This window comes from Lentzea sp. NPDC058436, assembly GCF_042721515.1.
In the GTDB taxonomy this organism is placed as follows: Bacteria; Actinomycetota; Actinomycetes; order Mycobacteriales; family Pseudonocardiaceae; genus Lentzea.
Genome location: NZ_JBHXLF010000026.1, coordinates 86,405 through 98,189, shown reverse-complemented (window position 1 = coordinate 98,189; position 11,785 = coordinate 86,405). Strand labels below are relative to the sequence as shown.

The following is an 11,785-nucleotide window of genomic DNA, read 5'->3' as shown; positions in this document are numbered from 1 at the left end:
GTTTTTTCAACGCCCCCCCGCTCTTCGCCTCGTCCCCCACACCCCTCAGGTGTGGCCCGCTCTTGGTGCGACTCGTGATGGGACCCCACCGCCAACGCAACCCTCATACGCAACAGGCAGCCGCTCAAAGCAACAGGCGTGCCATCAACCTGCCCCCAGCGCTACCCCCCATTTCAGATTGCCGGGGGTCTGGGGGCAGAGCCCCCAGGGGAAGCACGCAACGCGACCAGGCCGCACGCAAACAACCACCCGCACAAAACGGGCTACTTGTTCTTAGAAGCACCCTGATAGTCATTGGTGACGATCAAAATCACCCCGGAAGCAGCAGCCTGGATCCCGTCGAACCGAGGCTCCACCCGAGCCCGCAACACCGAAGCCAACTCCTTGGCCGCAGCCTCTTCCTCGGTCCCAGGCCGGTAGTAAACGGTGGTGGTGGGAATGGTCCCACCGGCGTAGTTGCCGGTCTCAGCAACCTCCCACCCGTTGGCCCGAACCTCATCAGAAGCCTTGGAAGCCAACCCGGTGATAGTCGAGTTGTTGTAAACCCGAACCGGAGCCTTCGTAACCCCAGGCTGCGTAACAGGCGGAGGCGGCACAGAAGAAGCAGGTGCAGTAGGCGAAGCCGTAGTAGTAACCGGCGACGACGAAGTCGAGGCCGGAGCCTCAGACGAGGAAGCAGAAGAAGAAGTAGAAGCCGGAGGCGCGGTAGACGACCCCTCCGCCACGGGTGGTGTGTCGTCGGAGGAGCCACCGCCGAAGAGCGAGACGACTCCGATCACCAACGCGACGGCGGCGACGCCGAGCAGGGCGAAGCCTGCTGCCTTGGCCGGACGGGACGGGCTTGCGGACTCGGGGGAGGTCATCAGTCCTCGGTGCTCCTGGCGCGGGCGCGAACCCTTTGGCGGCCTGTCCGGACGCCGCGCAGCCGTTTGACGAGCATCGGATCTGCGGCCAGGGCGGCTTCGGATTCAACGAGCGCGTTGAGCAACTGGTAGTAGCGGGTCGCGGACATGTCGAACAGTTCCCTGATGGCCTGTTCCTTGGATCCCGAGTACTTCCACCACTGGCGTTCGAACGCGAGCATCGTGCGTTCGCGGCTGGTCAGCCCGTCAGCGGAGGTGAGCGTCTCGGCGTGATCCATCTGGCTCCCCACGGTCGCCACACCATCTCAGGTGCGGGCAATTCAATCACGTGATCGTTCCAACGTACCGCGCGACACCGACAGTTTTGGACCGCATAAAGTTCAGCCATGGCCGTCCACCGCATCCGCATCGCCGGCGACCCCGTGCTCCACAACCCGACGCGCGAGGTCACCGAGTTCGACACCGAGTTGAAGACCCTCGTCGACGACATGTTCGAGACGATGGCAGCTGCTCGCGGAGTGGGGCTCGCGGCCAACCAGATCGGCTTCGACCTGCGGGTCTTCGTCTACGACTGCCCGGACGACCAGGGTGTGCAGCACCGCGGCGTGATCTGCAACCCGGTGCTGGAGACCTCCGAGATCCCGGAGACCATGCCGGACCCGGACGACGACTTCGAGGGCTGCCTGAGCGTGCCCGGCGAGGCGTACCCGACCGGACGCGCCCAATGGGCGAAGGTGGTCGGCGTGGGCATCGACGGCGAGCCGTTCGAGGCCGAGGGCACCGGCTTCTTCGCGCGTTGCCTGCAGCACGAGACGGACCACCTCAACGGTTACCTCTACACCGACCGCCTCACCGGCCGGTACCGGAAGGAGGCCAAGCGGATGCTGCGCGACAACGAGTGGAACCAGCCGGGCCTCTCGTGGGACCCGAACGACCCGGCCAACTTCGACGAGGACGAGGACTAAGGCCGGAGCACCGTCTCCACCTGGGCCAGTTCCTCGACGCTCAACGGACCGAACTCCAGCGCGCGAGCGTTCTCCTCGACCTGTGCCACCGTCCGCACGCCCGGGATCGGCACCAGGCGGGGAGAACGCGCCCAGAACCACGCCAGCGCGCCCTGCACCAGCGTCCGGCCACCTGACGTCAGCACGTCGCGAACGGCCTCCCGCGCCTCGAAGTACGCGGGCGTCGGCTTGCCGTCCTCGAAGAACAGCAGCCAGGCAGGGTCCGATGCGCGCACGTCGTCCAACGGCAGCTCGGAGAACGTCTCGCGCGCCAGCAGCCCCATCGCGAGCGGGCGGCGGCACAGCACCGCGTACTCCCCCGCGTACATCTCGGGGTTGTCGAACAGCACGTTGATGTCGGCCTGCGCGGCCACGCCGTGCTCGCCCTCGCAGAAGAACCGCGCCCGCTCGGGGTCGTCGGTGCTCCACCCGTAAGCGCGGATCTTGCCCGCGGCCACCAGCGCCTCGCACTCGTCGCGCAGCAGCGCCGCCTCGTCGAGCCCCAGGCCGCCGAGGTGCAGCTGGTACAGGTCGATCCGGTCGGTGCCCAGTCGCCGCAACGACCCCTCGACGGCGCGGCGCAGGTACTCGACGGTTCCGTTGTACCCCGTCAGCTCGCGCTTCGCAGGGTCGAACTCGTCGCCCCACTTGGTCGCGATCACGACCTCGTCCCGCACGTCCGCAAACGCTTGCCCCACCAACGTCTCGGAGTGCCCGCAGCCGTAGACGTCCGCCGTGTCGACCAGTCGAACGCCCAGGTCGAAGCCCCTGCGCAACGCCTTCAGCGACTCGGAGTCATCCGTCGGACCCCAGCCGACCGGCTGCCCCTCGAACGTCATCGGGCCACCCATGGCCCACGTGCCGAATCCCAGCTTCCCCAGTTCCAAGGTCATGGCACCACCGAACATCCTGGAGCGCGCTCCAGGTCAAGAAACAAGTTGCGACCACCAGCCACCATCAGAGGCATGCCACTCGAAAACATCGTCGCCTTCGTCGCGGCCTCGTTCCTCATCGCACTGTCGCCCGGACCTGGCACAGCCATGGTCCTGCGACAGTCGGTGCACGGGCGAAAAGCCGCGCTGGCGACGGTGTTCGGCATGGAGGTCGGCGTCGCCTGCTGGGCGATCGCCGCGGCCTTGGGCCTGTCAGTCCTGCTCACGGCGTCCGAGATCGCCTACCACGGCCTGAGAATCGCGGGCGCGGTCTTCCTGATCTACCTGGGCGTCAAGGCTCTGATCAGCAAGAGCCTGCCCGACGCCGAACCGCCGCCCGCGAGCCACGCGTTCCGCAGCGGTCTGGTCGTGAACCTCGCCAACCCGAAGCTCGGCGTGTTCGCGATCTCGTTCCTACCGCAGTTCGTGCCTGCCGGGGAGGCCGGCAAGGGGGTTCTGCTCTTCCTCGCCGTCGGCTGGGTCCTGATCGACACCGTCTGGTACCTGATCATCGTGTCGGTCCTGCACACCATCCGCGGCTGGCTGAGCAGGCCGCGCGTCCGTCCCGCGCTCGAGAAGCTGTCGGGCGGCGTGCTGCTGGCGCTCGGAGTCCGGCTGGTACTCGACCCGCGTTGAGTTCGGCTCACCGCGACGCCAGAACAGCTCGGGCAGCCCGGCGAGCTCGGCGAAGGTGTGGCAGGCGGCCATCGACGCGTAGCCGCCGGCCAGCACGTGCGCGCGGATGCGGTCCAGGCGCCCGAACTCGATCACCTCACCGGCGATCAGGAACGGCAGCACCAGCTGCCAGGCCTGAACGACGGCCGGACGGCGCCGGTGAGGTGCGCGCAGGGCGGCTCGGGCGACGCGCAGCAGGTGCTCGTTCGCGCTCATCGTGTACGGGTGCGCGGCATGGTCCCAGTTCCACCGGCGCTCCTCGGTGACCGCGCACCGCACGCACTCGACCGGCCCCGTGCCCAGCTCGGCGCCGCAGCGCGAGCACGCCAGCAGCGTCATCGCCCAGTCGACGCACGTCCACGGGTACTGGCCGACGTCCGCCGAGGTCACGAGTTCGGCCAGCTCCCGGTCGGCGAGCTGCGACGACGTCCTCAGCGCCTCCCAGTCGGCGAGCCAGAACTGGTCGAGGAGCTCCGCGCAGAAGCCGCAGTCGGGATAGCCCCGACCAGCGAGTTCGCCGCAGGAAGGGCATGCCGAGACCACGGCGGGTCGCTGACCGCGACGCGCGCCGGGCGGGAACGGCTGGTGATCAGCCACGGGGAAGAGATTAGGGGCAAACGACGCCCTTGGCAGCTGCGGCGCGCTCTGACTATGGTCGGTTCTCGACAACTCAACAAGAACGCGGGAGCTCGCGCCTGAAGCGGGCTGAGAGGGTGACTGGCCGTAGTGCCGGTGTCACCGACCGCCTGAACCTGACCGGGTAATGCCGGCGTAGGGAGGAATGTCGTGACGGCACTTGACGACCGTTCGGTCAAGCCCAGTGTGACCACGGGCCCCATCTCGGGCTCGCGCAAGGTGTACCGCGATGGTGTGCCTTTCCGCAGGGTGGAACTGACCAACGGCGAACATGTCGATCTGTACGACACTTCCGGTCCGTATACCGACGACAACGCGACGATCGACGTCCACAGTGGACTGCCCGGCCTGAGGTCGGAGTGGATCGCCGCACGGGAACCGATCAACGGAGCTGTCAGCCAGCTCGCGTACGCGAAGGCCGGGATCATCACCCCGGAGATGCGCTACATCGCGACGCGGGAGAACCTCGACGCGGAGTTCGTGCGCGAGGAGGTGGCCATCGGACGTGCGGTGATCCCGTTGAACCGCAAGCACCCCGAGGCCGAGCCGATGATCATCGGCAAGAAGTTCCTCGTGAAGATCAACGCCAACATCGGCAACTCCGCGGTGTCGTCGTCGATCGAGGACGAGGTCGACAAGATGGTGTGGGCGTCCCGCTGGGGTGCCGACACGATCATGGACCTGTCCACCGGCAAGCGGATCCACGAGACGCGCGAGTGGATCCTGCGCAACTCGCCGGTGCCGATCGGCACCGTGCCGATCTACCAGGCGCTGGAGAAGGTCAACGGCGATCCGGCGGCGCTGTCGTGGGAGATCTACCGCGACACCGTGATCGAGCAGGCGGAGCAGGGCGTCGACTACATGACCGTGCACGCGGGCGTGCTGCTGCGGTACGTGCCGCTGACGGCCAAGCGCGTCACCGGCATCGTCTCGCGCGGCGGGGCGATCATGGCCGGGTGGTGCCTCGCACACCACAAGGAGAGCTTCCTCTACACGCACTTCGAGGAGCTCTGCGACATCCTGCGCACCTACGACATCACGTTCTCGCTGGGTGACGGGCTGCGGCCGGGTTCGATCGCGGACGCCAACGACGAGGCGCAGTTCGCCGAGCTCAGGACGCTGGGCGAGCTCACGCACATCGCACGGGCGAAGGACGTCCAGGTCATGATCGAGGGCCCCGGCCACGTGCCGATGCACAAGATCGCCGAGAACGTCCGGCTGGAGGAGGAGTGGTGCGGCGAGGCGCCGTTCTACACCCTCGGGCCGCTGGCCACGGACATCGCGCCGGCGTACGACCACATCACGTCCGCGATCGGCGCGGCGCAGATCGGCTGGCTCGGCACCGCGATGCTCTGCTACGTCACGCCGAAGGAGCACCTCGGCCTGCCGAACCGCGACGACGTGAAGACCGGCGTGATCACGTACAAGATCGCGGCGCACTCGGCGGACCTCGCCAAGGGCCACCCCGGCGTGCAGGACTGGGACGACGCGTTGTCCAAGGCGCGCTTCGAGTTCCGGTGGGAGGACCAGTTCAACCTGTCGCTCGACCCGGACACCGCACGCTCGTTCCACGACGAGACACTTCCCGCGGAACCGGCGAAGACGGCGCACTTCTGCTCGATGTGCGGGCCGAAGTTCTGCTCCATGAAGATCACGCAGGACGTGCGGCGCTACGCCGAGGAGCGCGGACTGTCCACAGTGGAGGCGATCGAGGCGGGCATGGCCGAGAAGTCCGGTGAGTTCGCGGACACCGGCAACAAGGTCTACCTGCCGGTCGTGGAGACCACGTGACCGAGGCACCCCCTCGGGTGCTCACCATCGCCGGAAGCGATTCCGGCGGTGGTGCGGGCATCCAGGCCGACCTCCGCACGTTCTTCGCCTGCGGAGTGCACGGCTGCGTCGCGCTGACGGCCGTGACGGTCCAGAACTCGTTGGGCGTCACGGGTGTCGTCGAGATCCCGGCGGACACCGTCGCGGCGCAGATCGTCTCGGTCGCCGAGGACATCGGTCTGCAGGCGGCGAAGACCGGCATGCTGGCATCGGCGCAGATCATCGAGGCCATCACGCCGGCACTGGACCGCGTCGGGATCGGGGCGGGGAGGATCCCGCTCGTCGTCGACCCGGTCTCGGCATCCATGCACGGCAACCAACTGCTGGCCGACAACGCACTGGACGCGTTGCGCGGCCTGTTGTTCCCGCGCGCAACGCTGGTGACGCCGAACCTCGACGAGGTGCGGCTGATCACCGGAATCGCGGTGAAGGACCGCGAGGACCAGCGCGTCGCGGCGGAGGCGTTGCACGCCATGGGTCCGCAGTGGGTGCTCGTGAAGGGCGGCCACATGTGGGACGACCCGGAGTGCCTCGACCTGCTCTACGACGGACGTGAGTTCATCGAACTCCCCGGGCCTCGCTACGACACCGAGCACACGCACGGCAGCGGTGACACGTTGGCGTCGTCGATCAGTTCGGCGCTCGCGAAGGGTGCGACGGTGCCGGAAGCGGTGCGGTTCGGCAAGGAGTTCATCGTCCGCTCGGTGGCCACGGCGTATCCGCTGGGTGCGGGTTCCGGCCCGGTCTCGCCGTTCTGGCGGCTCGAAAAAACCGCTGGACCGGCCCAGCATGCTTGACAACCGTGCAGAACAACGAGGTCAGGACCGAACTGGTCATCCCGGCGCCGATCGACGACGTGTGGCGCGTGCTGATCGACTACGCGGGCTACGCGAGGTGGAACCCCGTCATGGAGTACACGCGGGTCGACGGGGTGAGGACGAAGGTGAAGGCGGCCAAGGGCACGCCGTTCGAACGCGACTTCGACGGTGAGATCACCTCGGCCGAGAAGTACGTGCTGGCCTCCCAGGGCGGCGACCCGGAGACGTTCTTCGGGCGCCACCGCTGGGAGCTCAGCGAAGTCGAGAGCGGCACGCGACTGGTGAACGTGGAGTCGTTCACCGGCACGATGGCCGCGGACGTGCTGGCGCAGACCCGCGAGGTGCTGGTCGCCGAGTTCGACGCCTTCAACCAGGCGCTGCTAGTCCGGGCACAGGCAGAAGGGGTCTGACAGACCGCCGGGATCGGGAGCCTCGGACGAGGTTCCCCACCGCGTGCCGGCGGTCCTGGACTTCGTGCGCTACTTCGACTCCTCGCCGACGAGCGTCTCCAGCGCGTCCAGGGCGCTGACCAGAGCCGCGACGTGTTCCGGCGTCAGCTGTTCGATGCGCCGCTGCAGCTCGCGCACCCGCGCGGACCGCACGCCGGACACCATCGTCTCGCCCTCGGGCGTGGGGGTGGCGAGCCACGCGCGGCCGTCCTGCGGGTCGGGTTCGCGCTTCACGTACCCGGCCTCGACCAGCGCGGCGACGATGCGGGACAGCGTCGGTGGCGCCACGCCCTCCTTGTTCGCGAGGTCGCCGAGGCGCATGGGGCCGCAGCGCGCGAGGGTGGCCAGCGCGGAGACCGCGCCGGGCCCGAGACCGGGGGAACCGGTGCGGCGCAACAACCGGCCCAGCCGGCCGATCGCCAGGTACAGGCGCGCCGTCGCGTCCTCGACCTCGGCGTCAATGGGGGCTGTCACGGCTAGTAGTCCTCCTCGGCGGAAATTACGTAGTGCTCAATCATCCCCCAACACGTGAGTACCCAAGGTAGCGACTCAGAGACCCGGCGAAGACGCTTGGGCCCAAAAGCGCTGCGGAATTCGTCCGGCCAAGCGCGCCAGCCGTCCGCCCTCGACCGCACAACGCATGGCGGCGCCCATCCGTTCCGGGTCCTGGGCTCGTGTGACGGCGGTCGCCAGAAGTACCGCTGAGCAGCCGAGTTCCATCGCCAGGGCGGCGTCGGAGGCCGTGCCGATGCCCGCGTCGAGAACTACTGGAACAGATGCCCTGGAAGTGATCAGCTCGATGTTGTGCGGGTTCCGAATTCCCAGTCCCGTGCCGATGGGAGATCCCAACGGCATGACCGTCGCGCAGCCGATGTCCTGCAGCTTCAAGGCCAGCACCGGATCGTCGTTGGTGTAGGGCAGCACGACGAACCCGTCGTTCACCAACCGCTCGGCCGCGTCCAGCAGCTCGACCGGGTCGGGCAGCAGGGTCTCCTCGTCGTGGACCACTTCGAGCTTGACCCAGTTCGTCTCCAACGCCTCCCGCGCGAGCTGCGCGGTCAGCACGGCCTCCGCGGACGTGCGGCAGCCCGCGGTGTTCGGCAGGACCTCGATTCCAAGGCGCCGCAACAACTCCAGCACACCGGTCTGCCCGGCCGCGTCGACCCGGCGCATCGCCACGGTCGTCAGCTCGGTGCCGGACGCGACCAGTGCCCGTTCCAGCACCGAGAGGTTCGCGGCACCGCCGGTGCCGGTGATGAGCCTGGACCGGAACTCCCTGCCCGCGATGATCAGCGGATCGTCCACGTCAGCCTCCCTGGACCGCGGTCAGCACCTCGACCACGCCGCCGTCCGGCACGATCGTCGAGTCCCACAACGCCTTCGGCACCACGGCGCCGTCCAAGGCCACCGCCACGCCCTTCTCGGGTGCGCCCACCAGCGTCACGACCGCGGCCACCGAAGTGCCCTCGGCCAGGTCGCGGGAGGTCCCGTTCACCTTCGCCCTCACGAACTTCCTCCCTCCAACAGCCCGACCACGAGCCGTGCGGTGTGCGGGGCCAGCAAGAGCCCGTTGCGGTGGTGGCCGGTCGCGGCGATCACGCCGGGCTCAAGCCACCGCACGACGGGAACGTTGTCGGGGCTGCCCGCGCGGAACCCCACGGCGGCCTCGGTCAGCGCGTACTCGGCGATGCCCGGCAGCACGGTTTCCGCGTCCCGCAACAGGTCCCGCACGCCCGCGACGGACACGTCGGTGTCGAATCCCGCCTCGTACTGGGTCGCGCCGACGACCAGTCCGTCGTCGCGCGGCACGAGGTACACCGGGCGGCCGGAGACCAGCGCGCGGATGGTGTGACGGGGTGGCGGCAACGCGCCGGGGCGGTGCGTGAGCCGCAGGATCTCGCCCTTGACCGGCCTGATCACGTCGCGCAGGGCCGGGTGCAGCGACCCGCTCCACGCCCCGGCGGCGATCACCGTGACCCGGCCGTCCACATCGGACAGGACACCGGCCTCGCGACAAGCCTTCCACAGTGCGGAAAGCAGCAGCCTGTTGTCGACGGCGAGGTCACCCGACGCGTACACGCCACCGCGCACGGCCGGGCCCAGCGAAGGTTCGAGCGCCCGGATCTCCCGCGAGGTCAGCAACTCCCCCGCGTGCCGCAGGTCGGCGAGGTCACCTGGCTGCGTCCCGACCGCCAGCGTTCCCGCGTCGAACAGCGGGACTCCGAGGGACGCGGCGAACGACGGCCACAGCGCGAGTGCCTCAACACCCTGCGCCACCACGGCTTCCTCACCCGGCCACGCCTCCGTCAGCGGCGCCAGCATCCCGCCCGCGACCCGCGAACCGGCGTGCGGCGACCCGTGATCGGTCACGGAGACGGAGAACCCGGCCCGTGCCGCGGCCAGCGCCGCGGACAGACCGATGACACCGCCACCCAGGACGGCCACTTCCACACTGCTCAAGGCATTCACGCTCCCTGCGCCGGCATGACCCGGATCAGGTTCGACGGTCGGAGCGAACCACGCTCCCTCTCAGCCCGGTGTTCTCCAGGCTCCCGTGCGGACCGACTTCAACATAACGGTTAACGTGCGTGCGTGCCAGGACTCGACGGAAACCTGATCAGGCAACGACTCGCCGACGCGACCCTCTACCTCTGCACGCCGAACCGGCCTGATCTGGCCGAGTTCGCCGACGCGGTCCTCGCGGGCGGCGTCGACATCATCCAGCTGCGGGACAAGTCACTGGAGGCGAAGCAGGAGATCGAGGCGATCGAACTGCTCGCCGCCGCCACCGAACGCCACGGCAAGCTCCTCGCCGTCAACGACCGCGCGGACATCGCGCACGCGGTCGACGCCGACGTGCTGCACCTCGGCCAGGACGACCTGCCCGTCCCGCTCGCCCGCAGGATCATCGGCGACGAGGTGGTCATCGGCCGCTCCACCCACGACGTCGACCAGATGACCGCGGCGGCGGACGAACCCGGCGTCGACTACTTCTGCACCGGCCCGTGCTGGCCGACCCCGACCAAGCCGGGCCGTCCGGCTCCGGGACTCGACCTCGTCCGCGCCACGAAGACCGACCGCCCGTGGTTCGCGATCGGCGGCATCGACCTCACGAACCTGGACGAGGTGAAGCAGGCCGGAGCCACCCGAGTCGTCGTCGTGAGGGCCATCACGGACGCCGAGGACCCCCGCAAGGCCGCCGAGTTGTTCAAATCCGAACTTGATCGTTGAAATTCGAACTAAAAGGCGTACGCTCGAACCCGTGAGCGCACCTGTGCTGTACCTGAGCCACGGGGCTCCCCCGCTGGCTGACGACAAGACGTGGACCAGAGAGCTCAAGGACTGGTCCGCCACGCTCCCGCGCCCGGAGGCCGTGCTCATGGTCTCCGCGCACTGGGAGGAGGCGCCGACGACCATCGGCGCGACCACCACCGTGCCGCTGGTCTACGACTTCTGGGGCTTCCCGCAGCGCTACTACGACGTGACGTACGAGGCGCCGGGCGCGCCGGAGCTCGCGAACGACGTCCGCAAGCTGCTGGGCGGGCACGTCGAGCAGGACGAGGAACGCGGTCTCGACCACGGCGCCTACGTGCCGTTGAAGGAGATGTTCCCGGACGCCGACGTGCCGGTGCTGCAGATGTCGTTGCCCACGCTCGACCCGCGCGAGCTGCACGAGATCGGCCGCAAGCTGGCTCCGTTGCGGGACAAGAACGTCCTGATCGTCGGCAGCGGGTTCATGACGCACAACCTGAGCTGCGTGAACTTCCCCGCCGGACCGGACTACGAGCCGCCGTCGTGGTCGAAGGAGTTTGACGACTGGGCGCACCAGCAGCTCGCGACCGGCGACGTGGACGCGTTGCTCGACTTCCAGGTGAAGGCACCGGCCGCCGGGATCGCCCATCCGAGGACCGAGCACTTCGCGCCGCTCTTCGTGGCACTCGGCGCCGCGAGCGACGAGAAGGCGCGGACCAGCGTCGAGGGCTTCTGGTACGGCCTGTCGAAGCGGTCAGTGCAGTTCAGCTGAGCCTTCGAGGAACAGGGTCGCGAGCCGCCGCGCGATCGCGGGCGTCCCGTTGCGGACGCCCCCGCTCGCCATCAGCAGCAGCACCACGTCGTCGACCGAGAAGTCGGCCCGCAGCCGTCCGGACGCCTTAGCCCGCCGGATGAGCTCCGCGAGCGAGCGGAACGCCGTGTCGCGCACCGACGCGAAGTCGATCGCCCTCGGGTAGGTGGCGCTGAACGCCGCCGCGAACCCGCGGTCGAGCACGTGGAGCCGGCAGATCTCCTCCACGGTGTGGCGGAACCCCTCCCAGGGGTCCGGGTGCGCCAGCCCCTCGTCGACCGCGGCCGTGCAGGCCGCCATCTGCTCCGAGAACGCCTCCACCACGAGCGCCTCCTTGGTCGGGAAGCGGCGGTAGAGCGTCGCGGGACCCACACCGGCGCGGCGGGCCAACTCGCGCATAGGAACGTCCAAGCCTTCCGACGCGAAGGCCTCCCGCGCGACCGTCATGATCCGGTCGCGGTTGTCCTGGGCGTCCGAACGCAGGTTGTGAGTCAGATTTCCCGTCACCGTCTCAG

15 protein-coding genes and 2 riboswitches are annotated in these 11,785 nt (G+C 68.7%); of the genes, 7 read left to right on the top strand and 8 right to left on the bottom strand.

Features of this window, described 5'->3' with window-relative positions; translation table 11 throughout:
* Positions 1-263: 263 nt before the first annotated feature.
* Positions 264-863, bottom strand: a complete 600-nt coding sequence (locus ACFWN2_RS41920; RefSeq protein WP_382436201.1) for a LytR C-terminal domain-containing protein — start codon at positions 861-863, stop codon at positions 264-266.
* Positions 863-1,141, bottom strand: a complete 279-nt coding sequence (locus ACFWN2_RS41915; RefSeq protein WP_089910320.1) for a DUF3263 domain-containing protein — start codon at positions 1,139-1,141, stop codon at positions 863-865. The genes ACFWN2_RS41920 and ACFWN2_RS41915 overlap by 1 nt, the downstream gene beginning before the upstream one ends.
* Before the next feature lie 108 nt (positions 1,142-1,249).
* On the opposite strand from ACFWN2_RS41915, the gene ACFWN2_RS41910 reads away from it, so the two are divergent.
* Entirely contained in the window at positions 1,250-1,828 is a 579-nt protein-coding gene (locus tag ACFWN2_RS41910; protein WP_382436200.1) for a peptide deformylase, read from the top strand.
* Here ACFWN2_RS41910 and ACFWN2_RS41905 read toward each other — a convergent pair.
* On the bottom strand, positions 1,825-2,760 hold the full coding sequence (locus ACFWN2_RS41905) for an aldo/keto reductase (RefSeq protein WP_382436199.1): 936 nt from the start codon (positions 2,758-2,760) through the stop codon (positions 1,825-1,827). The two genes, ACFWN2_RS41910 and ACFWN2_RS41905, sit on opposite strands and share 4 nt — an antisense overlap.
* A gap of 72 nt (positions 2,761-2,832) precedes the next feature.
* Here ACFWN2_RS41905 and ACFWN2_RS41900 point away from each other — a divergent pair, with 72 nt between their 5' ends.
* The 4 genes from ACFWN2_RS41900 (at position 2,833) to ACFWN2_RS41885 (ending at position 7,168) form a co-directional block, all read left to right on the top strand.
* Positions 2,833-3,435: a LysE family translocator gene (locus ACFWN2_RS41900; protein WP_382436198.1), complete on the top strand. Its 603-nt coding sequence runs from the start codon at positions 2,833-2,835 to the stop codon at positions 3,433-3,435.
* Between the two features lie 710 nt (positions 3,436-4,145).
* Positions 4,146-4,269, top strand: a riboswitch (TPP riboswitch).
* On the top strand, positions 4,261-5,901 hold the full coding sequence (thiC, locus tag ACFWN2_RS41895; protein WP_382436197.1) for a phosphomethylpyrimidine synthase ThiC: 1,641 nt from the start codon (positions 4,261-4,263) through the stop codon (positions 5,899-5,901). (Overlaps the previous riboswitch by 9 nt.)
* On the top strand, positions 5,898-6,737 hold the full coding sequence (thiD, locus tag ACFWN2_RS41890; RefSeq protein WP_382436196.1) for a bifunctional hydroxymethylpyrimidine kinase/phosphomethylpyrimidine kinase: 840 nt from the start codon (positions 5,898-5,900) through the stop codon (positions 6,735-6,737). Before thiC ends, thiD begins: the two co-directional genes overlap by 4 nt.
* A gap of 5 nt (positions 6,738-6,742) precedes the next feature.
* Positions 6,743-7,168 carry an SRPBCC domain-containing protein gene (locus tag ACFWN2_RS41885; RefSeq protein ID WP_382436195.1) on the top strand — a complete coding sequence of 142 codons (426 nt, stop codon included), beginning with the start codon at positions 6,743-6,745 and terminating at the stop codon, positions 7,166-7,168.
* A gap of 69 nt (positions 7,169-7,237) precedes the next feature.
* Here ACFWN2_RS41885 and ACFWN2_RS41880 read toward each other — a convergent pair whose 3' ends face one another.
* From ACFWN2_RS41880 to ACFWN2_RS41865, 4 genes are all read right to left on the bottom strand, one after another.
* Entirely contained in the window at positions 7,238-7,681 is a 444-nt protein-coding gene (locus ACFWN2_RS41880; RefSeq protein ID WP_382436194.1) for a MarR family winged helix-turn-helix transcriptional regulator, read from the bottom strand.
* Positions 7,682-7,756: 75 nt separating this feature from the next.
* Positions 7,757-8,512, bottom strand: a complete 756-nt coding sequence (locus tag ACFWN2_RS41875; RefSeq protein WP_086662571.1) for a thiazole synthase — start codon at positions 8,510-8,512, stop codon at positions 7,757-7,759.
* 1 nt (position 8,513) lies between these two features.
* Positions 8,514-8,714, bottom strand: a complete 201-nt coding sequence (thiS, locus tag ACFWN2_RS41870; protein ID WP_382436192.1) for a sulfur carrier protein ThiS — start codon at positions 8,712-8,714, stop codon at positions 8,514-8,516.
* Positions 8,711-9,658 carry an FAD-dependent oxidoreductase gene (locus ACFWN2_RS41865; RefSeq protein ID WP_382436204.1) on the bottom strand — a complete coding sequence of 316 codons (948 nt, stop codon included), beginning with the start codon at positions 9,656-9,658 and terminating at the stop codon, positions 8,711-8,713. The genes thiS and ACFWN2_RS41865 overlap by 4 nt, the downstream gene beginning before the upstream one ends.
* A 3-nt stretch (positions 9,659-9,661) precedes the next feature.
* Positions 9,662-9,773, bottom strand: a riboswitch (TPP riboswitch).
* 26 nt (positions 9,774-9,799) lie between these two features.
* Here ACFWN2_RS41865 and thiE point away from each other — a divergent pair.
* Both thiE and ACFWN2_RS41855 read left to right on the top strand, forming a co-directional pair.
* Positions 9,800-10,438, top strand: a complete 639-nt coding sequence (gene thiE / locus ACFWN2_RS41860; protein ID WP_382436191.1) for a thiamine phosphate synthase — start codon at positions 9,800-9,802, stop codon at positions 10,436-10,438.
* A 31-nt stretch (positions 10,439-10,469) separates the two neighbouring features.
* Positions 10,470-11,231, top strand: a complete 762-nt coding sequence (locus ACFWN2_RS41855; RefSeq protein ID WP_382436190.1) for a dioxygenase — start codon at positions 10,470-10,472, stop codon at positions 11,229-11,231.
* Here the strand turns inward: ACFWN2_RS41855 and ACFWN2_RS41850 are convergent.
* Entirely contained in the window at positions 11,214-11,777 is a 564-nt protein-coding gene (locus tag ACFWN2_RS41850) for a TetR/AcrR family transcriptional regulator (RefSeq protein ID WP_382436188.1), read from the bottom strand. The genes ACFWN2_RS41855 and ACFWN2_RS41850 overlap by 18 nt on opposite strands.
* Positions 11,778-11,785 lie beyond the last annotated feature (8 nt).